Raw genomic sequence first — 22,697 nt, forward strand, 5'->3', positions numbered from 1 at the left:
CACGAAAATTCTTGCCCAAAACACGCACACCGCCCCACCGGTACGGCATGCCCGATACCTTGTTCCAGCATTGTAACATTAGCGGAGAAGAACTGACCCGATCTTGCCAGAATTTAGCGGCGGCCTGCCCAAATACCTGCCAACACTTCGGGATATGACGTGTCGAATCGCTCACAACCGCATTTTTCGGTACCATCACATGCGGTACGGACACAAAGAAAAACGGCATTTTCAGAGAAAATGCCGTTCGTATCATGTCTGCGCGATATGTTTATTCCTTGCGTTCAATAACCGCCGCAAAAAAACCGTCCGTCTGATGCCGGTTCGGCAACAGTTTCAGAAAGTCGCCCATTTCCAGATCGACCTTGCTTTCTTCCAATACCTTTTGCATGGGTACCAGCGCGAACCGCCCATCTTTCGCCAGAAAATCCGATACGATTTTCTCGTTTTCATCATCAAGCAAACTGCATGTGGCATATACCAGTCGCCCGCCCGGCTTGACCAGCCGCGCCGCCGATTCCAGAATCTCGCGCTGTTTTTGCGCCATTTCGGCAATCGTCTCCGACGTCTGTCGCCATTTCAGGTCAGGATTGCGCCGCAAGGTTCCCAGACCACTGCATGGCGAATCGACGAGCACTCTGTCCGCTTTGCCTGCCAGACGCTTGATCCTCGCATCCCGCTCATGGGCGATCTGAATGGGATGAACATTGGACAAGCCGCTTCTGGCCAGTCTGGGTTTCATCTTCGCCAACCGCCGTTCCGATACATCGAATGCATACAACCTGCCGGTATTGCGCATGGCGACCCCAAGCGCCAGCGTCTTGCCGCCCGCGCCCGCACAAAAATCGACGACCATTTCGCCCCGTTTCGCACCGACGATCTGTGCCAGCAACTGGCTGCCCTCATCCTGCACTTCCACGCCACCATCCTTGAACAACGGCATATTCTGCAAGGCGATCTTTTTGTGAAGACGGATGCCGGACGCGGCATACGGCGTCACCTCACATTCGACCGGAACCTCTTTTAGCACCCTGACGGCTTCTTCCCGTTTCATCTTGAGCGTATTGACGCGCAAATCCAGCGGCGCCGGCGTGTTGAGCACGCGCGAAAGTTCCTGTGTTTCTTCCTCGCCATATTGAGCGAGAAGCCTGTCATAAAGCCAGTCCGGCAAATTGGCCTGCATTTTCCTCGGCAACCGGCTGCGATCGATCTTCATGACATGTTCCAGCCAGTCACGTTCTTCGTCACTGATTCCACCCATCGCATCCGGTCCGTATACATCGGCCAGTCCGAGCAATACCAGACGTCGCATCGCCGGTCCCGCTCCGGATTCCGAAAGATGGTTATACACCAGACGGTTGCGCAAAATCGCATAGACCGTTTCGGCAATGGCACCACGCTCACGCATACCCAGCTTGGCATGCTCGCGGAAATAACGTGAAATCACGACATCGGCGGGCCCTGAAAATTGCAAAACTTCCCGCAATACCTGCTCGGTATGCGTAATCACCCATGGAGACAGTCTCACAATCCACCTCCCTTGACGACGAAATCCAGCGAACCGGCGATATCATCGGCCAGAACGACCTTGCCCTCGCCGGTATAGGAAACCTTGTCTTCCGTAATCCATCGGACGACCCGCGGATACAGACGATGTTCCTGCGCCAGCACCCTGTCGGCCAGCGTATCTTCATCGTCGCCCGGCAAAACCGGTACGACAGCCTGTGCGATGACCGGCCCGCCATCAAGTTCCGGCGTGACGAAATGTACAGTCGCGCCATGCACCCTGACACCCGCCTCAATCGCCTGCCGGTGGGTATGCAACCCGCGGAAACTGGGCAACAGCGAGGGATGGATATTGATCATACGACCGGTATAGTGTTCCACGAAACCGGTCGTCAGAATCCGCATGAATCCCGCCAGAATAACCAGATCGGGTTCATAGGTATCGATAACGGCCTGCAATGCCGCATCGTATGCTTCACGATCGGCATAATCCTTGTGAGAAACCACCTGTGTCGGAATACCTGCCTCTGCGGCGAACACAAGCCCGGCGGCATCGGCACGATTGCTGATGACGGCACACAGTCTGGCAGACCACTTTTCCTGACGGAAAGCACGGACGATGGCTTCCATATTGCTGCCCCGTCCGGAAATAAGAATGACGATATTTTTCATGCGCAAATTGTACCCGTCCTGCCATCTTTATTCCACGCCGGTAGCGAATTATTCCGCACTCCTAGACAGTCAGGCATTTCCGTCACAACCGATTCATTCCGGATCGTCCCGCCTTTTTCCGTCATCGTGAGAACCTGTACAGCAGAAAAATCCCGCATCCATACGATTTCACAAAAAACCGCCTGCTCCTGAAAACAGCTTTTTTCCCGAAATAAAACAGGATTATCCGGCGACCGGAACCGCAACGAAGTCCGCCAGCAACTTTTTCAACCGATCCGACCAGAAAAAACCCGCACAAGTCAGCGACATTCCCTTTCCGTCACTGCTGTCGGCAAGCAATCCCGCCTCTTTCCATTGCGCAAGCAGTTTTTTTCCCGATTCGCGATACGATACCGGCCATTTGCCTATATCAGGCAAGCGCAAACTTTCCATGGCGATATCCAGCTCATGGGAAAAACCGCCACGATCGACGGAAAGCGGAGAAAACGCGATTCTCGAAAGCGGCTTCTCGCCACGTTCGACCATTTCCGTATAACTCGCGATATCCCTTGCCGTACCGAGACCGATCGTCCCCAGCCGACCGCCTGCAGCCGATCCGAAAGGAATCATATCCGTCTGCCTTCCTGCAAGACGGTTATACAACGACCTTTCACGACGATTGCGGCGCCAATGCTTCGGCGAAAAATGCTCGAACCCGTAATCGTACAGACGTGCATACGCAGCGCCGAACATTCTGGCTTTTTCATGAAATTCCGGCAGCATCGGCATTTTTCCGCGCTGAATCGCCTTGTCGAGCGGACTGTCCGGAAAACACCGGAGTTCATACAGATCAAGCCCTGCGATATCCGTTTCCTCGCTGATATACCGGATATCGTCCAGCAGCATCGGAATATCCTGTCCGGGCAACCCGTACATCAAATCGATAACGACCGAAGCACCGCTTTCGCACAAACCATTGAGCGTTTCGCCGACCTCTTCCCTGGAAGATATCCGGCCAAGTTTTTTTCGCAATGCCGTATTGGCTGACTGAACCCCCAAAGAAAAACGGTTTGCACCTGCTTCGACCCACGCCTTGCCTTTTTCCGCGGTAAATCCGGTCGTCCTGCCTTCCACAGTCACTTCCGCCTCGGGAGATATTCTGAAACAGTCATGCAAGGCACGAATGACCGCCGCCATATCGTCCCGATCCAGATCGCTCGGCGTTCCGCCCCCGAAATAAATGGCATCGACCGACCGTTTATCCACTACTTCTCTCAGCACATGCGCCGTATCGACGATTTCTTTCAGAAGCAACGAAGCATATTCCTTGCTGAAATCCTTTTTGGTCTGATTGATATAAAAAGGGCAAAAAGTACAGTGGTGATGACAGAACGGCACATGAACATACAGGGCGAGCGGACGTTCCGGTCGTGCCATAAACGCTTCCGGACCGAACTCCGCAAAAGACCCGCCCTTCCACTCCGGCGGCTGACGTTGCATCCGCGCAAGTGAAGGCATCGCTTTCTTTTCTTCAGCAAAAGCCATCGTCAGCGGATCGGACGAGAGCCGTGCATAAAAATCGGAAATTTCAGGCTTGAATCCCATCCTCTACTCCCTTATCGCATTGAACAGTCACGGCACGATACAGCCAGACAGGATCGTCCAGCACCCGCAAAACCGCAGCAGCCACATCACCACGGGAAACATAGCCTTTCCTGCTTCCGTCTGGTTCATCCAGCAGGCAGAAATTGCCGGATGCAGGCTTGTCACTCAAACCGCCCGGACGGACGATCGTCCAGGGCAATCCACTTTCTTTCAGATAATTTTCCGCTTCGGTTTTGGCCAGCAGCGCCTCGCCAAGAAATTTTTTGACATGATCGTTCAACGCTTCATACTGTTCGCCGCATCCCATCGACGTCACCAGCAAAATCCGCTCTACCGCGTCACTTTCTTTTAGCGCGCGAATGACATTGATATTGCCTTCTCCGCAAACACGGCGACCCTGTGCATTCTTCCCCCCCATCAGGCTGACCACCCTGCGAGGCCGTATTTCATTCAGTGTCCGTCTGCAATCCTGGATATCGAATGCATCACCACGAACAACGGTCACTCCCAACGTTTCCAAACCGGATACATCGCTCTCTTTCCTTGCCATGACTGCAACCGTCTCCCCCTTCCCGACAGCCAGACGAGCAATGGAAAAACCGGTATGGCGTGTCGCGCCAAAAAGCAGCAAATCGACCTTTTTCATACCGTCGCTCCGGTTTCGTCACCGGAAAACCAGGATCGCATGACGGCAAGCTGTTCCGGGACAAGCTCCCCTTTCTCGTCACGTCCGGCGAAAATCTTGAACATGGCATTTCCCGCTTTATTGATGAATTGCAGACTCACCGTCTGCTTTTTCATGAAAGGCCTTTCCACCAGATAAATCGACTGGCAATGACTGGCACGCAAATGACCGTGCAACGGACCGTTATAGGCAAAATTGTAAAAACCCTGCCCCAGCTTTCCATTCGGCAATACACCGGAAAATTCCAGGATCGCATCTGGCGTATTCATGACCAGTGTCACCTTTCCCAAGGCAGGAAGCGATTGCATGATCTCCACAAAACAACTGCCATCTTTCTTTTTCCACATGGATTCAGGAAGCAGCTCGATCACTTCAGCCAGCGTCAGACTGGCATTGGTGGCAATCCCTTCTAGCATAAGTCCCTGATTTTCCAAAAGTTTTTCACGAATGGCCGTCTTGTTCATGGGTAATGTTGTATTCGTCATGTCGTATTTCTTCTCTTTCTGAAAACTTCGTGAAGTTTGTTGAAGACCCGTCGATACCTGAAACCTGTCTTCGCCAAACAAATGAGAATCATTCTTGTTTGTGTTGACAATTTTAAATGAGAATGATTATCATTTGTAAAAAATTTTACAAAAAATTACATGCCTTTCTTTCATTGACCGAACCATGACCATACACATTCCGACGTATTTCCAGCTCCGGCATATCGACCGTTTGCCTCAACCGGTGGTCCTGGGATTGGCAAGCGCTGTTCTGCTACTGCACGGTATTCTCGTCGCCATCGCACTGGAAAACATCCCTCTGGTCGAGCCGGGAGGAAACGCCAGTGGCGGCAACGGTACAGGTGGTGGAAACAAGGCGCTCATCGTTTCCGTTTTGCGAAGCAGTCCTTCCACGTCAGGAATGTCGGTTGTACGGCAACCACTCAGTTCCGTCCAAAAACCCGCTCCCGGAAAAAAGAAAAAACTGACGGAACTCATTGCGACAACGAACGCAACACGAAAAACCACGCCAGAAAGCAATGTCGTCAGAAAATCTCTTGCCGAACGGGCATCCCCTCTTGCACCTGAATCAAAAACAATTTCCGGTTCCTCTTTCGCTTCCGCCAAGCCGATGCATTCCTCTCAGGAATCAAACACTGCTAACGACAACGGTGCAGGAAACGATAAGGGAAACGGTGCAGGAAGCGGTGTTGGACAGGGTGAAGGGAACAGAACCGGTAACGGTATCGGAACAGGCAGTACCGGAAACGGCATCGCCCGTTCGGTATCGCTTTCCAGCTTACGCTACAAACGGGCTGTCAAACCTGAATATCCGCCCCGTTCCATCCAGAAACATGAATCGGGCCAAGTCAATGTCCGTGTCGTCGTCGATACGGCAGGTCGTGTCCATGACGCACGTGTCGTCCTTTCCTCAGGATTCAGCAGACTGGATGAAGCGGCTCTGAAAGCAGCGCGACACAGTACATTCCACCCCTACACCGAACATGGCCGCCCGCTCTTCGCCATGGCCATCATCCCTTACCGGTTCAACCTGAGCAACAAATAACCCACCTGTTCCACCAACGGAAAACATCACAAAATGGAAACTACAACCAGCAATATCGGATTCAGTCATTTCATCGCCCAAAGCGATTTTCTTGGGAAAACGATTCTTGTCATACTGATCGGCATGTCCGTCGTATCCTGGACGCTCATTATCGTCAAAGGAATCGCCGGATGGCGACGCAAACGTTACAGCAATGCATTTCTCCAGTTTTTCTGGAACGCCACATCCCTTGACGCGGTCCGACATGAAATCCAGACACATGGCATCAAATGCCCCTTCTCGCATCTGACCGCCCATGCACAACATGCCAAGGAACATCATATCCACTACGGCGCCGCGAAATTGTCCGAAGCGGGGACACAACAGGAATTCGTCACACGAACGATGCGCATGGTCATGGATGAAGACGCTGCCCGTCTTGAAAACGGGCTGACCGTTCTGGCGACCATCGGATCGACCGCACCGTTTATCGGCCTGTTCGGAACAGTCTGGGGCATCTACAACGCCCTTATCAATATCAGTGCAAGCGGTGCAGGCACGCTCGACATGGTCGCCGGTCCTGTGGGAGAAGCACTCATCATGACCGGTATCGGACTGGCAGTCGCCATCCCTGCCGTCATCGGATACAACTGGCTGGTACGCAGCAACAATGTCACGATGTCCAAACTGGACATGTTCGCCAACGAACTGCTGACCTTCCTGACGACCGGAAAACCCTATTCCATCAATACCGAACCGCATGAAAAAACAGCCATGTCGCCGGTAGTCCATCACATCAAGCGGGGCTGATCATGGCTTTCGGAGGATTCGAAAACAAACACGGCCGGACGCCGATGGCCGAAATGAACATGGTACCGTTAATCGATGTCATGCTGGTGCTGCTTGTCATTTTCATCGTCACCGCACCGCTTTTGTCTCATTCGGTCCGGATCGAACTGCCACAGGCGAGTTCGAAAAATGTCGAAACCACACCGGCGAAAATCGATCTGGCCATCGAGTCGAACGGAAACCTTTTGTATAACGGAACCCCTGTCGGGCGCAACACGGCACAGGCACTTTTCGCGGAAGCGGCAAGGGAAACCCCCATGCCTGAAGTCCATATCTATGCCGACAGACATGCCGATTATCAATATGTCGCACAAACCTTGTCGGACGCCAGTCGCGCCGGCCTGACCACCATCGGTTTCATCACCAGACCACAAGAAAAACAAACCTCTCTCCCTTAACAGCGGACACATACAAATGAAAAAATTTTACAAGCTTGGCATAGGCCTCGCCTCTGCCACACTCTGCCTTGCGCCCATGGCACATGCGCAACAGGATGAAACACCATCTGAAACCACACATGCCGTCACGTCAGACTGGAAAACCCGTGAAGAATCGCCCCATGAAATGGGTGCCATCACGGTAACCGCGACACGACAGGAAGAAAAAGTGCTGGATACACCTGCTGTGGTCAGTGTCATCACCCGTGAAGAAATCGAAGATCACAATGTCAACAACATTCAGGAACTGGTCCGTTACCAGCCCGGTGTTTCCGTCAATCGCCAGGCATCCGGAACCACACCTTTTGGCGGCCTCGGTGGATTTACGATCCGCGGTGTGGGTGGAAACAGGGTCCAGATCGTGGTTGACGGTGCACGCGTGATCGAAGCCAACGATGCCGGCAACCGCGACTTCGTCGATATGTCGACCCTGAAAGCCGTCGAAATCCAGCGTGGGCCTGCATCGGTTCTGTGGGGCGCCGATGCGCTGGGCGGCATGGTATCGTACCGGACACTTGATCCTGACGATCTTCTGAAAGGCAATCAGGTAGGCGGAACGGCCAGCTACGGATTCGATGGCAGCAATTATGCCCACAGCCAGAATGCCATGGTCGCCGCCCAGATCAACCCGGCAGCCCAGGTCATGTTCGGCTACACGCACCGTACCTATCACGAAACCCGGCTGCGAAATGCACGTTCCGACGGAGGACAATGGGGATGTAACCGCAATGGTCTTGGCTGCGACCGTTTCAACCCGACAGATGCAGAAGTCAACAATGCACTGACCAAACTGATTCTCCGTCCGAACGCCGACCACCAGTTCAAACTGACGGGCGAATTTTTCGAATCAGATACCCATATCAACCAGCTTTACGACAGAGGCATTCTTCCCAGTGCGATGGGAATGTCCAGCACCGACAACGGAGACCGTTTCAGAAACCAGAGACAGACACGGCTGCGCGTCGCACTGGAACACGATTGGGATATCAATGCGGCGGCACTGGACAACGTGATCTGGCGTCTCTCCTATTCTCCACAGAAACGTTCCCTTTCCGATCGCCGCTGGTACAGAAACACGAAGACGAACCAGAACTTTTACGCTTCCGGACACACGGACTACGGTCAGGATTTCTATCAGGCCGATTTACAGTTCACATCCAGTTTTGACCTCGGTGCCACGAAACATAAACTGACGTACGGTTTTCAGGGCGACAAAACCGATACGGACTACTACAACAAAAGCGTTACAGACAATCTGACGCTGGGAACATCGACTACCACCATAGGTGGCGGCAGCAATTTCGCCAATGCCGAAACGATTCGTGCCGACCTGTACCTTCAGGATGAAATCAAACTGTTCAATGACCGTTTCAAACTCATTCCCGGTATCAGGCGTGCATATTATTCCCTTGATCCGACGCCAAACCGGTATTACGACATCATCGAGGGAAGCGAACCTCGCAAGATCAGTGAAACAAAATGGCTGCCGCAACTGGGAACGCTTTTCAAACTGAACAACCAGTACTCCATTTATGCACGTTATGCGGAAGGATTCAAAATGCCGACTGCCGAGCAGCTTTACACGTCCTATGACATGGGTGTCATGCAGCTCGTTCCGAATCCCGACCTGAAACCCGAAGAAGTCAAATCGTTCGATATCGGATTCAGGGGACAATTCGATAAAGGCTGGTTCTCTATCGGTGCCTTTTACAGTGATTACACCAATTTCATTCTCGGCCGACAACAGATAGCCAACGAACTCAAATATACCTACAAAAACGTCGACAAGGTCAAACTGTACGGTCTTGAGGCTTCTGCAGAGTGGCGGTTTGCGAGAAACTGGACTTTAAACAGCAGTGCCGTTTACCAGTATGGCAAACAGACCAGTGACAACGGACGGAAATATGTCCCATTCGACGGTGCTTCCCCTTTGTCAGCGATACTGGGAATAACCTATGAAATGCCACAATACGGTCTTACCACCCAGCTGTTCGGTACCTTCACTCACGGAATCGACCGTGTCAGCGACAACGATTACTTCAAACCGGGCGGATACGCCCTGTTCGATGGTTACGTGAACTGGCAAATCGACAAGACCTTCCGTCTGACCGCATCGGTACTGAACATCCTGAACCGCCGTTATTTCGAAAGCTCGGCAGCCACGCTGGAAGATCATCCGGCCAATCCCGCCACGATCTACACCAATCCGCTGGAACTCCATACCGGTCCGGGACGTACATTCGCCGTCAGTCTTTCGGCAAGTTTCTGACGGAGGCGACATGACTGACACAATCAAACCGCAGACCGTCGCACATCCGCGTGCCACCTGGATAGATCCTGTGACAGGCAAACTCCTGTCCTTCAAACCGCTGATGACGGAAATGGCAAAAAAATCCGTCGTCATGCTTGGCGAAACACATGATGTCGCAGAAATCCATCGCTGGCAGTTGCATGTAGCCGCAACGCTTTATGCCTTACGTCCGAATATGATGATGGGTTTCGAAATGTTTCCGCGACGTCTTCAGCCCGTACTCGACGAATGGGTGGATGGTCGGCTCGATACGAAAACATTTCTTGAAAAATCCGAATGGCTCGATGTATGGGGATTCCCGGCCGAAATTTACCTGCCGCTTTTTCACTTCTGTCGTCAGCAAAAAATCCGGATGCTGGCACTGAACTGCTATCGTGAACTGGTTTCACGTATCGGGAAACTGGGGTGGGATGCCATTCCAGAACCCGAACGTGATGGACTGACTCCGGCGGCACCGGCCACCGATGCCTATCATGCCCATCTGGCTACGTACGGAAGCCTTCGCCGTCCGAACAATGCAACCAATGCCCCCTTGCCTGACCGCGAACGTTTCATGCGTGCCATGCAAACCTGGGACAGGGCATTCGCCTGCAATATCGTTCATGCACTGGATGAAATACCGCCAGCCGCGCCCAAACCGCTCATCATCGGCATCATCGGCCGTGGTCACCTTGAATACGGTCACGGAACACCTTATCAGCTGGCCGATCTCGGTATCACCGACACGGCCGTATTACTGACTTCCGACCAGCCCGAATGGCAACCGGAACCAGACCGGAAAATGGCCGACGCCATTTTCCGGATCGACATGCCGGAACCCCGTGCGACAAGAATCGCCATGCCGAAAAACCGGGAAAACAAACGATCGCAAGATGAATAACACCTTAAAACGCATTGCCACCCTGGTCAGTCTGTGTATCAAAGGACCGGGAGGCAAAATCGGTATCCTTTACTGTTTCATTGTACTGGCACTGAACCTTGTCGAAATCCAGCTTGCCATCAGGATGATCAGCTGGAACAAGGATTTTTACAGTGCACTGGAAAAATACGATGCACGCGCAGCCTTGTGGCAAATCGGAATTTTCGGTCTTATCACACTGGTCAGTGCCTTGCAATTTCTGGTCGCATCCTATATCCGGCAACTCGTCCAGATCCGCTGGAGAACCACATTGACCCGTGCTTCGCTGGAACGCTGGTTTTCCCACAAGGCATACTGGCACATGAATACGGATGAAAATTCGCCACTGGACAATCCTGACCAGAGAATATCGGAAGATTGCCGGATTTTCGTCGACAGGCTGACAGGAAAAGGACTGGACCTCTTTACCGGTCTCGTCGGTTTGACGACCTATCTCACGCTATTGTGGCAACTGTCGGATTTCCCGATCGCTTTCACTCTCTTCGGAACGGAAATCGTCATCGAGCATTATCTTGTCTGGGCAGCTCCGATATACGTTCTGGTTTCCAGCGGTCTAACCCACTGGATGGGTGCACCGCTCATGAAACTGAACGTCGTTCAGCAACACCGGGAAGCCGATATGCGTTTCGCGCTGGCACGCCTGCGCGAATCCCGTGAAGCCGTTGCACTGGAAAACGGTGAAACGGCAGAAAACGACATCATCGACAAACGTTTCAAACGCATCATCGAAAACTGGCGTCATCGTATCAACCGTGAATTCATCCTCGGTCTTTTCACACGTCCCTACTATATGACCGTCCTGCGCATTCCACTCTTTCTGGCGTTTCCGGCCTATCTGGCAGGATTCGTCGCCCTTGGAGGACTGATGCAACTCGGATCGGCTTTCACCCGTCTGGTCACGACGCTGTCATGGTTCATTTTTTCCTACAAGGAACTGGCCGAACTTTCGGCTACTGCCAACCGTCTGTCTTCTTTCATGCATCATGCCGAAACTATCGGTAAACAACCTTCGCCCCTTGCTGTTTCCCATTCAAGCGATAACCGGCTTTGTATCCGTAACCTGACTTTACGTAACCCATCCGGGCAAAATCTGCTTCACATCCCCGAACTTGTCGTCACTGCGGGTGAAGCCATATGGATTGACGGCCCTTCCGGCATCGGCAAATCGACCCTTTTAAAAGCGCTTTCCGGAATCTGGCCTTACTGCAACGGCGAAGTAACATTACCTGCCGGCAAAATACTGTTCATGCCACAAAAAGCGTACCTGCCACTGGGCAGCCTCGCCGAATGTGTCACCTATCCCGGCAAACCCGACGACCCGGAATACATACGCCAGTTGCTGAAAAAAGTCGGACTGACATGCCCGCGCCACGAAGCACAACTTGAACAGGCGGGAGAAATCGGCAGCGACTACCGCCTGTCCGGCGGCGAACAGCAACGGCTGATGATGGCACGCATTCTGGCCACCCGGCCAAAATGGGTATTTCTCGATGAAGCTACCAGTTCACTGGATGCCTGTGCAGAGGAACAACTCTATCATCTTTTACGTACTTCGCTGCCTGATACCGGATTCATCGTCATCGCTCACCGCGAGCCGAAAGGCCTCGGTCAATATCGCCGTATCGACCTTTGGCCATCATCAAGTCAACCTGCACAACATACGTTCATGCATGCCACTGCCTGAAAAACCGTCATTGCACGCCCGTGCCTGTATTGACATGGCGACAGGAAACCGACAAACACCTGTGAAGGTCATACAATAAACTTTTTTCGCACGAAATTATCCTGACATGAATGAACAACAGAAATTTCCGCTATGAAGAACGGCTCGGACAGGAAAACCTGCTCCCGCTCATTTTCAGAATGGCTCTGCCTGCCATCACGGCACAATTCGTCAACCTGCTCTACAACATGGTGGACCGGATCTACATCGGCCACATCCCCGGCATCGGAACCGATGCACTGGCCGGTGTCGGCGTCACGACATCCATCATCATTCTGATCGCGTCTTTCTCGGCGATCGTCGGCGGAGGCGGCGCACCATTGGCTGCCATCGCGCTAGGACAAGGCGACCGCGAACGTGCCGGCAAGATACTGGGCAACGGTTTTTTGCTGCTGATTCTGTTCACCCTGTGCACATCGTCCACGATCTACGTTTTCATGGAACCGGTATTGCGTTTCGCGGGCGCATCCGAAAACACGTTGTCATACGCCACCGACTATCTGTCGATTTATCTGCTCGGTACCCTGTTCGTCGAAATGGCCACCGGACTGAACAGTTTCATCAACATACAGGGCCGTCCGACCGTCAGCATGTTTGCCGTACTGACAGGCGCCATACTGAATATCATTCTCGACCCCATCTTCATTTTCTGGCTCGATTTCGGCGTCAGGGGAGCGGCTATCGCCACCGTCCTGTCGCAAATGGGCAGTGCCGTCTGTGTACTGGGTTTCCTGTGTTCGCATCGCGCTTCACTGCCGCTGGAAAAACGCTATATCCGCCCCGATTACCGCATCGTTTTCGGCATACTCGCCCTGGGCGCATCCCCGTTCGTCATGGCCAGTACGGAAAGTCTGGTCGGTTTCGCACTGAACGGCCACCTGAAAATGTACGGTGATATCTATGTCAGTGCCCTGACCATTCTGCAAAGCGCCATGCAAATCGCCGGCGTGCCGATGGTCGGTTTCGCCCAGGGCTTCGTCCCCGTCGCCAGCTACAATTATGGTCGCGGCAATACATCCCGTGTGAAACGCTGCGCCATCATCGCCATCACTATCATGTTCTCGTTCAACCTTGCGCTGATACTGGTCATGATGTTGTTTCCCGCCACGATCGCCCGCGCCTTCACCAGCGATGCCGCACTGATCGAAACCGTCAGCTGGACCATGCCGATCTTTCTGGGTGGCATGAGCATTTTCGGGCTGCAACGCGCATGCCAGAACATGTTCGTCTCACTGGGACAAGCCAGGATCTCGATCTTCATCGCATTGCTCAGAAAAGTCATTTTGCTGATTCCGCTGACCTTTCTGTTATCCCGCCTGATAGGCGTTACCGGTGTTTATGCCGCCGAAGCCATCGCCGACGGGACAGCCGCTATTTGCTGTACACTGATTTTTATCTGGCAGTTTCCAAAAATCCTCAGAAAAGCACCTCAACGCATCAAATCCTGAGTGTTTTCGCCATATAGAACGAAGCGCATTTCATCCATGGATAAAAACCGGCGCCATCTTCTGCCCCATCGGAAACAAACGCCATAAAAAGATGGGAACGGCAACATTCAGATGCCGTACCGCCCGCCGCTGACCCTTTCGATACCGGCCAGATCTTTCCAGCTCTGCACGAACACATAACCCCGTGACAGCAGCATGTCCCTAACGGCGATGGACTGGTCATAACCGTGCTCCATCAGCAGCCATCCCCCCTTCGCCAGAAACGCAGGCGCATGTTTCACCAGAATTTCAAGCGCGGACAAACCGTCGGCATGGTCCGTCAGGGCATCGGGTGGCTCGAACCGCAAGTCCCCCTGACGCAAATGATCGTCCTGTGCATGGATATAAGGCGGATTGGAAACAATCAGATCGAAACGTGCATCATGTGAAAACGCATCGAACCAGCTGCCCTGCAAAAAACGGACGGAACGGCCTTCCGGCAAATTGGCATCGGCATTTTTCCGGGCGACAGCCAGTGCCTTTTCGGACACATCGCTCGCCCACACTTCGGCATCGGGTCGCATAGCGGCAACCGAAACAGCTATCGCACCGGAACCGGTTCCCATATCGACCAGTCTGCCCCGTTCGGGCAAACGTTCCAGCGCCAGATCGACCAGCAATTCGGTCTCCGGCCGGGGAATCAGCACATCCGGCGTCACAACAAAGGGCAAGCCGTAAAATTCCCGCGTCCCGACAATATAGGCCACCGGTTCTCCAGCCAGCCGTCTGGATATCGCCTCAAGAAGCGCTTTCGCTTCCGCTTCCGTCAGCACATGGTCAGCGTGTGTTATCAGCTTCACGCGTGTAAAACCGAGCGTATGTTCCAGCAGCATGCGCAATTCCAGCGGCACCATCCTTACCGTTTGCAAAACGGACTGGATGGTCATGCCTGCATGAATGGCCGGCATCCCCTGTTCTGTCTGTACCTTATCCACGGCGTATCAAGATGAAAAAAACGACAGCGAATACCGCAAACCAGCATGCCCCCCATTGCGGAGGAGTCAGACCCAGTATGGGTTCGAGAATATCGCCACACAGACTGTCCGAATGGAACAGCACCGGCAACCATTTGGCAGGCCACAACCCGTTGACCGCCGCTTCCAGCGGATCGCGACCGCACTGGATCCCCGGATGCGCGATGACCCACAACTGATAAAGCGCAAGTCCCATACCGGTTATCGAAACCGGAAAGGCGAAAAAAGCACACAAACGTACCCGATGTGTCATCAGCCCTGCCAGAGCACACAAGCCGATGACGATGAAGGCATACCGCTGCAATACGCAAAGCGGACATGGCAGCATCATCCAGAAGAGCTGAAGATACAATGCGAACAGGATGAACCCTGTACACAGCAACGAGATGGTTATCAGGACATATCGGGATTTCATAACCGATTTATACAACCCCGTTGAAAATCAGGCAATCGCACCGGGCATTTCCATGAAAAAAACTTCCATCCGTTTGACACGCTGCAAACTCAGGCATGCGCCGCCATTTCCGCCAGCAATTCGGTACGATGTTCCGCCGCCAGCGCATTGACGAGTTCATCCAGATCGCCATCCATGATGAATTCCAGCTTGTACAGCGTGAGGTTGATCCGGTGATCCGTCACCCTTCCCTGCGGGAAATTGTAGGTACGGATACGTTCGCTGCGATCACCCGAACCGATCAGGCTCTTGCGTGTCGCCGCTTCCCTGGCCTGTTGTTCGCGCAACTGTTTGTCCTTGATACGCGCCGCCAGCACCTGCATGGCCTGCGCCTTGTTCTTGTGCTGGCTGCGGTCATCCTGACATTCGACCACGATACCCGTCGGCAAATGGGTGATCCGGACGGCAGAATCGGTCTTGTTGATATGCTGCCCACCGGCACCGGACGCCCGGAAAGTATCGATACGGATTTCCGATGGATTGATATGCACCTCACTGACGTCATCGGCTTCGGGCATTACCGCGACCGTACAGGCTGAGGTATGGATTCGCCCCTGTGTTTCCGTCACAGGAACACGCTGCACCCGATGACCACCCGACTCGAACTTGAGCCTGGAATAAACATCCTGTCCAACCAGCCGGACGATCACTTCACGGTAACCGCCCAGTTCCGACATGGAGGCCGAGACGACTTCGACTTTCCAGCGGTTTTTTTCCGCAAAGCGTGTATACATCCTGAGCAGATCGGCCGCGAAAAGCGCCGATTCATCCCCGCCGGTACCTGCGCGGATTTCCAGATAGATGTTCTTGCCATCATCGGGATCCTTGGGAAGCAGCATGATTTGCAATTCTTCCTCGATTTTCGCCATCTTTTCTTCCGCCTCGCCGATTTCCTGCTGGGCGAATTCCTTCATTTCCGGATCGGCCAGCATTTCCCTTGCAGTTTCAACATCCTGTTGCACCTGGAAAAAATCCTTGTACAAGGCGACCACCGGCGCGAGTTCGGCATGCTCGCGATTGAGCTTGCGGTAGTTTTCCTGGTCGGACGCCACATCGGGTTGCATCAGCAACTCGTCGATTTCCGTCAAGCGATCGGATAACTGTTCCAGTTTGGCCAGCATGGAAGATTTCATGGTCGTACAAAAAATATTTCAGGAAGGCATTTCGGTAAAGCCGACATTATAGCGTGTCCGGTACCCTTGTTTTCGTTCATCGCAAAGTCTGTACATGGCGCAATCATCGCCGGACAAGCCGATATCCGTATCCATAGACCTGCTGCAGACTGAATCCGGATCCCTCATGCAAACCGAGTTTGTTCCGCACCCGCGAAACGTGCGTATCGACAGTCCGGCTCAATTCGTTTTCATTGTCCGGCCAGACCGTTTCCTCAAGCGTCAGACGTGACAGAGGTTGCCCGATATGCGCGAACAACAACGATGCCAGTTCGAATTCACGCGCCGTCAGAACGATTTCCTTGCCGTCACGCGTCACCCTGTTGGGATAACGTGAAAAAACAAACGGGCCGATGGTACTCACACCGGCCGCATATTCGGACGGATAGACCTGTCTGACCACAAGGCTTACCCGGGTAACCAGTTCATGCAAACGAACCGGCATACACAGATAATCCTTAATGCCCGCGTCAAGCAACGACTGGATCGCATCACACTCCCCTGCCCTGACTACCGCAACGACCGGCATGGCGGGCACCACTTCATGGCAATGCCGGACGAATGCCAGCATGACGCGAACATCCAGCCCATGCCCCAGCAACAAAACCCTTTTGGTTTCCCCATTGTCAGAGCTTGCGCCAAAATCCGGAAATTTTCCGGAAAATATATGCTTTTCACAGGAAAATCCGGAAAATGCCAATGCCCGCTCAAGTTTTGAAACCGCCGGCATACTTGTATCAACCAGAAAAACTTTCATGAATACCAACATGGAAAAGCGGCAAACCGGAAAAAACAAAAACCGATTCTCCGCAATCACTTATCAAAACCTGTCAATCGGCGTTAGAATTAACGTAAAATAACTAATTTTATACCCTTTTGTATTCATATACTTGCAAGGTATGCGGAATACAAAAGAAGTTTCATATCGACTTTTCGTGTACCCCGTTTCCGTCAGAAAAACGGAAAATCACTGTTAAGGAAACAAATTGGAAAACAAACTCGCAAATTTTACGGGAAAAATCGTTTTTATCGGTTTCGGCAGTATTGCCAAAGGCGTTCTTCCGTTATTTTTGCGGCATCTGCCGATTACGCCTGAACGGATCAGGATTGTCTCAGCCGATACCGATGACGAACAGATCGCCAGTCAGTACGGCATACCTTACCAGCAAATCCGTCTGACGGAAAACAATTACCGGCAGGTACTCGAACCGCTGCTTGAAAAAGGCGATTTTCTGGTCAATCTTTCCGTATTTGTTTCCAGTCTGGCCTTGATGGCGCTCTGTCACGAAAAAGAAGTGCTTTATATCGATACCTCGATCGAACCCTGGGAAGGCGGCTATACCGATACCAGCACATCCGCTTCCGACCGTTCCAACTACGCCTTGCGCGAAGCCGCACTGGATTTCGGGCGCAAGCATCCGGGCGGCCCGACCGCCATCGTCTGCCAGGGCGCAAATCCCGGACTGGTTTCCGGCTTTCTGAAACAGGCGCTTCTGAACGTCGCGAAAGACAATGGCATCGATACCAGGCCGTCTAACCGTGAAGAATGGGCGAATCTGGCACGCCTGCTCGGCATCCGCGTCATTCATGTCGCCGAACGCGACACACAAAACACTTCCGTGCGCAAAAAACGCAACGAATTCGTCAATACATGGTCTATCGACGGCTTCATCGGCGAAGGTCTCCAGCCTGCCGAACTCGGCTGGGGATCGCACGAAAAACACTGGCCGAAAGACGCCGGTACGCACAGCTTCGGCTGCAAGGCAGCCATCTATCTGAACCAGCCTGGCGCGGCGACACAGGTACGCAGCTGGACACCGATGGAGGGATCCTACCGCGGTTTCCTCATCACCCATTCCGAATCGATTTCGATTGCCGACTATCTGACGGTACGCGAAAACGGCGAAGTCGTTTACCGCCCGACTGTTCACTATGCCTACCACCCCTGTGACGATGCCGTGCTGTCCGTTCATGAACTGGCCGGCAAGAACTGGCGTGAACAACCCGTCAAGCGCCTGATGCGCGATGAAATCGAGGAAGGTGTAGACGAACTGGGCGTACTGCTCATGGGCAACGCCAAAGGCGTGTACTGGTACGGTTCCCATCTGGGCATCGACGAGGCACGCAAAAGCGCCCCCTACAACAACGCCACGAGCCTGCAAGTCGCAGCAGGCGTACTGGCCGGCGTCGTCTGGGCGATCCGCAACCCGAAACTGGGCGTCATCGAACCGGACGATATCGACCACGACACCATGATTGACATTGCCCGCCCCTACCTGGGTGAAATCGTCGGTTCATACGGACAATGGACGCCACTGGAAGGGCGCAACTGGCCTTTCGAGGAAGACGTCGATCCGTCCGATCCATTCCAGTTCAAGAACATCCGCGTCAGCTGATCGCGTGAAAAAACACAAAAGCCGTAACGTGCCATGCCGTTACGGCTTTTTTATTCGCCTTTTCTTTACAAGGCAATCTTGTGCTTTCTTCCACCGGTTTCGTAAAACCGCTCCGCATTGAAAAAAGCAAGCGCATCATCAAGCACGAAAAAAGCGGACAAGGTCGCCTGCAAACGACGGCATTTCCGGGAACGTGCGAAACGCTTGGCATCCTCCAGCAGCTGATGCGCGATCCCGCGGCGCCGGTAATCCGGCCGCACATACAGCCTTTCCAGAATGGCGAAAGGCTCCTCTCGTATCTGAACTGGCATCTGGAAAACCGTGACGAACCCGAGGGGATGTCCTTTCGGTGAACGTGCGACAAAAACGGCATAATCCGGCATATCCAGAAATTCCGCGAGTTTTTCGCCGATTCTTTCCCTGTCCGGTACAAAACCATCCCGACCGGCAGCACGTGCCACTTCCTGAAGATACTCTGACGTCAGAACTACCAGATCGCGTATATCGCTTTCTCCAGCCCTGCTGATGACGGCATTGCTCATTGTTTCCAGTTGCACCCGCCGCTGTAAGCCGTCTGCGTTTCAAACGGTTTGGCCGTGGCGATACGGACATCCGTATCCACACGCTTGATATAGGCGATCTGCCTGTCCTTGTCTTCTGCCATCATGTAATGCATTCCTGCTTCCAGATCGGCTTCGATTTTGTAACAGCGCAAGTCCTCAGGCATCATGATATGACCGCCCTGGATATTCATGGCATAGATGACATGTCTGCCGCTTGTCAGGACATAAACGACATGATCATAGGGGTTCGGCGTATCGGCCAGATCGAGATGCTTGCCATCCAGTCCACGGAAAAACAGGGAACCTTCCTGAAGGATGGCGGTTTTCGAGGGTTCATGCAACGGCGCGCCGTTGATGGCGATCTGCCGCGGTTTGGAACAGGCCGCCAGCATCAGAAACGACAGACAAACACAAGCCTTCAAAACATTACGCATAATCCATCCATTAATGAGAACGTATCGTTTTCGTGTAGAACTTCCAGAGCCCACCCAGAACAAGCGGTATCACGGCACCGCCGACCCCGATCAGCACGATCGTATTGAGATGATCCCGGATAATCGGAATATTGCCGAAGAAATACCCGCCCAGCACCAGACCACATACCCAGAGAATGGCTCCGGCGATATTGTAGAGCTGGAACTTGATCAGATGCATTTCGGTCACGCCTGCGACAAACGGCGCGAACGTACGAATCAATGGAATGAAACGGCACATCGTGATCGTTTTGCCGCCATGCTTTTCAAAAAACAGATGTGTGTGATGCAATGCCCTTTTGTCGATCCACCGATAATCCTTTGTGAACACCGCCCTCCCGATCTTGCGCCCGATAAAATAATTCAGGTTATCGCCGATAATGGCAGCGATAATCAGCAAAATCATCAGCAATTCGGCATTCAGGGCTCCCGTGGCACAGAAAGCGCCAGCGATGAACAATAACGAGTCGCCCGGCAAAAACGGCATGACGACCAGGCCGGTCTCGCAAAACACGATAGCAAACAGGACGACATACACCCAGGTCCCGTATTGTGAAATCATCGTGCCCAGCACTTTATCGACATGCAGGATCATGCTGAGCAATTGCATGATATCCATAACAGGAAAACGTATAAAAAGAACAAACCAGAAGTATAGAAGAAAATCGCCAGTAAAAACGCATTATTTGACGCATTTGCCATCTTTTTTCGCAATATGCATCCATGAAAAAACCGTTTCCGATGATATGTGAAACTTCTGTATGCCAAGACTGAAACCATAAGCCAACCTGCATCCGTGAAGACGCCATACGATATAATGCCGATCATGGAAAACGAACGCCACGCATCCGTCCCCTCGGGAATCATTCAACTGTTGCCCGACATTCTGGTTTCGCAAATCGCGGCCGGTGAAGTCGTCGAACGCCCGTCCGCCGTCGTGAAAGAACTGCTCGAAAACGCCATCGATGCGGGCGCGACACAAATCGACATCCGCCTCGAAGGCGGCGGCATCAAGCGTATCGCCGTCACGGACAACGGCTGCGGCATCCCGCCCGAACAACTTGCCCTTGCCCTGACGCGGCACGCCACATCCAAAATCGCCAGCCTGCACGATCTGGAAAACGTCGCGACACTGGGATTCAGGGGTGAAGCGCTGGCATCCATCGCTTCGGTCGCCGACATGACCCTGCAATCACGCAACACCGGACAACCTCACGCATGGCAAATCAGGGGAAACGACCCCTCCATGACGCTATCGCCGGTACCCGGCGCACAAGGCACCACCGTCGATGTACGCGAACTGTATGCCAACACACCTGCACGCCGAAAATTCCTCAAGTCGGAGCAGACCGAGTACGGACACTGCGCCGAAGTCGTCAGACGCATCGCACTGTCCCGCCCGGGCATCCGTTTCAACCTGTCGCATAACGGCAAGACAACGGCGCATTACCTGGCCAACAACCTGTCACAACGCTGCCACCAGATACTGGGCGAAACTTTCCTGTCCTCTACTCTGCCGGTCGATATCACGGCAGGTGAAGGCAACGACATGCTCTCACTTTCCGGTTTCATCGGCTTGCCCACGGCATCCCGTACTCGCGGTGACATGCAATATCTGTATGTCAACGGCCGTTTCGTCCGAGACCGGCTATTGACACATGCTGTCCGCGCAGCCTATGAAGACGTCCTGCATGGCAACCGGTTCCCTGTCTATCTGCTGTATCTGACGCTGGACCCTTCCCGCGTCGATGTCAACGTCCACCCCGCGAAAACCGAAGTCCGCTTCCGCGACAGCCGCGCCATCCATCACTTCATTTATCAATCCATTGGACGCATGCTGTCGCAAACGCTGCCATCCGGAACGGAAACCGTCGAAGAACAGCCACCAGCAACGACTGCCATACAGTACAAACCATCCGGCCCGACTTCATCCGTATCATGGCGTCACACCCCGCCACCTGCATCCCTGCGAATCGCACAGAACATCGAAGCGTACGGCACCCTGTTCCGCGACACCCTGCGCCAGACTGAAACGGCTCACGCATCCGCCATCGACAATACCGCATCCGCATCACCTGACGATACCATCAGGCATTTTGCCGAGGCGCAAAACGATACCGACGAATTTCCGCTAGGCTTTGCACTGGCGCAGCTGCACGACATCTACATCCTTGCACAAAACCGGCAAGGACTCGTACTCGTCGATATGCACGCCGCCCATGAACGTATTGTCTATGAAAAACTCAAAAACGCACTGGATGAACAAAGCCTGCAAACCCAGACCCTGCTGATTCCGGTCACCCTCGGCGTCAGCGAAACCGAGTCCGGCACTGCACTCGAACACCGCGACACCCTGCTGGCGCTTGGCTTCGACATTTCCATCCTCTCGCCGGAAACACTCGCCATCCGTACCGTCCCGACGCTGCTCAGACAAGCCGACCTGCCAGCGACCCTGCACGCATTACTGAAAGACCTGCACGCATACGGCACATCCAGCATCACACAGGAAAAAAGAAACGAAAGACTCGCCACTATCGCCTGCCACCATGCCGTCCGCGCCAACCGCAGCCTGACCATCCCCGAAATGAACGCACTGCTGCGCGACATGGAAAAAACCGAACGCGCCAACCAGTGCAACCACGGCCGCCCGACATGGACACAACTGGGAATGGCCGAACTCGATGCCCTGTTCATGCGCGGACAATAACCCGAAACGTGGATATCCCGTACTCCGACAGTCAATTGATGAAAAAACCGATTTCCGGTTATACCGGACCACCGCGCTGATATCTCTTTCAGAATCCCGACAAACGTCGGCCGTATTTTCATGCTGAACATATCGCTCCGACAGCGTATCATTTGCAAACAGGATATCTTTTGTCCATCCACGTATCGCCGGAAAACCGATCCATTCAGGCAATACACTCCGGCAAACGCATATTTCCATTCATACATCGCAAAC

General features: G+C 53.3%; 22 protein-coding genes. 10 read left to right on the forward strand and 12 right to left on the reverse strand.

Annotated features, from left to right (window positions below; all coding sequences use genetic code 11):
* Window positions 1-271: 271 nt before the first annotated feature.
* The 5 genes from NAI64_RS03800 to hutX all read right to left on the reverse strand — a co-directional run bounded on the left by NAI64_RS03800 (window position 272) and on the right by hutX (window position 4,932).
* Window positions 272-1,528: an RsmB/NOP family class I SAM-dependent RNA methyltransferase gene (locus tag NAI64_RS03800; RefSeq protein ID WP_269297902.1), complete on the reverse strand. Its 1,257-nt coding sequence runs from the start codon at window positions 1,526-1,528 to the stop codon at window positions 272-274.
* Window positions 1,525-2,178: a phosphoribosylglycinamide formyltransferase gene (gene purN, locus NAI64_RS03805; protein ID WP_269297904.1), complete on the reverse strand. Its 654-nt coding sequence runs from the start codon at window positions 2,176-2,178 to the stop codon at window positions 1,525-1,527. Before purN ends, NAI64_RS03800 begins: the two co-directional genes overlap by 4 nt.
* A gap of 222 nt (window positions 2,179-2,400) precedes the next feature.
* The gene (hutW, locus tag NAI64_RS03810) at window positions 2,401-3,762 is read right to left on the reverse strand and encodes a heme anaerobic degradation radical SAM methyltransferase ChuW/HutW (RefSeq protein WP_269297907.1); all 1,362 of its coding nucleotides are present in this window, start codon (window positions 3,760-3,762) and stop codon (window positions 2,401-2,403) included.
* The gene (locus tag NAI64_RS03815; RefSeq protein WP_269297908.1) at window positions 3,746-4,408 is read right to left on the reverse strand and encodes an NAD(P)-dependent oxidoreductase; all 663 of its coding nucleotides are present in this window, start codon (window positions 4,406-4,408) and stop codon (window positions 3,746-3,748) included. Before NAI64_RS03815 ends, hutW begins: the two co-directional genes overlap by 17 nt.
* The gene (gene hutX, locus NAI64_RS03820) at window positions 4,405-4,932 is read right to left on the reverse strand and encodes a heme utilization cystosolic carrier protein HutX (RefSeq protein ID WP_269297909.1); all 528 of its coding nucleotides are present in this window, start codon (window positions 4,930-4,932) and stop codon (window positions 4,405-4,407) included. The genes NAI64_RS03815 and hutX overlap by 4 nt, the downstream gene beginning before the upstream one ends.
* Before the next feature lie 184 nt (window positions 4,933-5,116).
* On the opposite strand from hutX, the gene NAI64_RS03825 reads away from it, so the two are divergent.
* The 7 genes from NAI64_RS03825 to NAI64_RS03855 all read left to right on the forward strand — a co-directional run bounded on the left by NAI64_RS03825 (window position 5,117) and on the right by NAI64_RS03855 (window position 13,664).
* Window positions 5,117-5,998: an energy transducer TonB gene (locus NAI64_RS03825; protein WP_269297911.1), complete on the forward strand. Its 882-nt coding sequence runs from the start codon at window positions 5,117-5,119 to the stop codon at window positions 5,996-5,998.
* 33 nt (window positions 5,999-6,031) lie between these two features.
* Entirely contained in the window at window positions 6,032-6,787 is a 756-nt protein-coding gene (locus NAI64_RS03830) for a MotA/TolQ/ExbB proton channel family protein (protein ID WP_269297913.1), read from the forward strand.
* A gap of 2 nt (window positions 6,788-6,789) precedes the next feature.
* Window positions 6,790-7,224 carry an ExbD/TolR family protein gene (locus NAI64_RS03835; protein WP_269297914.1) on the forward strand — a complete coding sequence of 145 codons (435 nt, stop codon included), beginning with the start codon at window positions 6,790-6,792 and terminating at the stop codon, window positions 7,222-7,224.
* 16 nt (window positions 7,225-7,240) lie between these two features.
* Window positions 7,241-9,532 (forward strand): TonB-dependent hemoglobin/transferrin/lactoferrin family receptor, encoded by a 2,292-nt coding sequence (locus NAI64_RS03840; protein ID WP_269297916.1) that lies wholly within the window; start codon window positions 7,241-7,243, stop codon window positions 9,530-9,532.
* A gap of 10 nt (window positions 9,533-9,542) precedes the next feature.
* Window positions 9,543-10,454: a ChaN family lipoprotein gene (locus NAI64_RS03845; RefSeq protein ID WP_269297918.1), complete on the forward strand. Its 912-nt coding sequence runs from the start codon at window positions 9,543-9,545 to the stop codon at window positions 10,452-10,454.
* Window positions 10,447-12,177: an ABC transporter ATP-binding protein/permease gene (locus tag NAI64_RS03850; RefSeq protein WP_269297920.1), complete on the forward strand. Its 1,731-nt coding sequence runs from the start codon at window positions 10,447-10,449 to the stop codon at window positions 12,175-12,177. The genes NAI64_RS03845 and NAI64_RS03850 overlap by 8 nt, the downstream gene beginning before the upstream one ends.
* 110 nt (window positions 12,178-12,287) lie before the next feature.
* On the forward strand, window positions 12,288-13,664 hold the full coding sequence (locus NAI64_RS03855) for an MATE family efflux transporter (protein WP_269297922.1): 1,377 nt from the start codon (window positions 12,288-12,290) through the stop codon (window positions 13,662-13,664).
* 107 nt (window positions 13,665-13,771) lie between these two features.
* Here NAI64_RS03855 and prmC read toward each other — a convergent pair whose 3' ends face one another.
* The 4 genes from prmC to NAI64_RS03875 form a co-directional block, all read right to left on the reverse strand.
* Window positions 13,772-14,611, reverse strand: coding sequence for a peptide chain release factor N(5)-glutamine methyltransferase (gene prmC, locus NAI64_RS03860; RefSeq protein WP_269297996.1), 840 nt, complete (start codon window positions 14,609-14,611; stop codon window positions 13,772-13,774).
* Between the two features lie 19 nt (window positions 14,612-14,630).
* Window positions 14,631-15,092: a disulfide bond formation protein B gene (locus NAI64_RS03865; protein WP_269297923.1), complete on the reverse strand. Its 462-nt coding sequence runs from the start codon at window positions 15,090-15,092 to the stop codon at window positions 14,631-14,633.
* Between the two features lie 89 nt (window positions 15,093-15,181).
* Window positions 15,182-16,264 (reverse strand): peptide chain release factor 1, encoded by a 1,083-nt coding sequence (prfA, locus tag NAI64_RS03870; protein ID WP_269297924.1) that lies wholly within the window; start codon window positions 16,262-16,264, stop codon window positions 15,182-15,184.
* A gap of 103 nt (window positions 16,265-16,367) precedes the next feature.
* On the reverse strand, window positions 16,368-16,874 hold the full coding sequence (locus tag NAI64_RS03875) for a response regulator transcription factor (RefSeq protein WP_269297926.1): 507 nt from the start codon (window positions 16,872-16,874) through the stop codon (window positions 16,368-16,370).
* On the opposite strand from NAI64_RS03875, the gene NAI64_RS03880 reads away from it, so the two are divergent.
* Both NAI64_RS03880 and NAI64_RS03885 read left to right on the forward strand, forming a co-directional pair.
* Window positions 16,873-17,163 (forward strand): hypothetical protein, encoded by a 291-nt coding sequence (locus tag NAI64_RS03880; protein ID WP_269297928.1) that lies wholly within the window; start codon window positions 16,873-16,875, stop codon window positions 17,161-17,163. The two genes, NAI64_RS03875 and NAI64_RS03880, sit on opposite strands and share 2 nt — an antisense overlap.
* Before the next feature lie 126 nt (window positions 17,164-17,289).
* Window positions 17,290-18,699, forward strand: coding sequence for a homospermidine synthase (locus NAI64_RS03885; RefSeq protein ID WP_269297930.1), 1,410 nt, complete (start codon window positions 17,290-17,292; stop codon window positions 18,697-18,699).
* A gap of 65 nt (window positions 18,700-18,764) precedes the next feature.
* On the opposite strand, the gene NAI64_RS03890 is transcribed toward NAI64_RS03885, so the two are convergent.
* Genes NAI64_RS03890 through NAI64_RS03900 form a run of 3 tightly spaced genes read right to left on the reverse strand, consistent with a single transcriptional unit; the run spans window position 18,765 to window position 20,354 of the window.
* The gene (locus NAI64_RS03890; protein ID WP_269297932.1) at window positions 18,765-19,241 is read right to left on the reverse strand and encodes a GNAT family N-acetyltransferase; all 477 of its coding nucleotides are present in this window, start codon (window positions 19,239-19,241) and stop codon (window positions 18,765-18,767) included.
* Window positions 19,238-19,696: a hypothetical protein gene (locus NAI64_RS03895; protein ID WP_269297935.1), complete on the reverse strand. Its 459-nt coding sequence runs from the start codon at window positions 19,694-19,696 to the stop codon at window positions 19,238-19,240. Before NAI64_RS03895 ends, NAI64_RS03890 begins: the two co-directional genes overlap by 4 nt.
* 10 nt (window positions 19,697-19,706) lie before the next feature.
* A complete protein-coding gene (locus NAI64_RS03900; RefSeq protein WP_269297937.1) occupies window positions 19,707-20,354 on the reverse strand; it encodes a VTT domain-containing protein in 648 nt (215 codons plus the stop codon).
* A gap of 198 nt (window positions 20,355-20,552) precedes the next feature.
* Here NAI64_RS03900 and mutL point away from each other — a divergent pair, with 198 nt between their 5' ends.
* Window positions 20,553-22,442: a DNA mismatch repair endonuclease MutL gene (gene mutL, locus NAI64_RS03905; RefSeq protein ID WP_269297939.1), complete on the forward strand. Its 1,890-nt coding sequence runs from the start codon at window positions 20,553-20,555 to the stop codon at window positions 22,440-22,442.
* Window positions 22,443-22,697: the final 255 nt, after the last annotated feature.

The organism is Oxalobacter paeniformigenes, assembly GCF_027158465.1.
Classification (GTDB): Bacteria; Pseudomonadota; Gammaproteobacteria; order Burkholderiales; family Burkholderiaceae_D; genus Oxalobacter; species Oxalobacter paeniformigenes.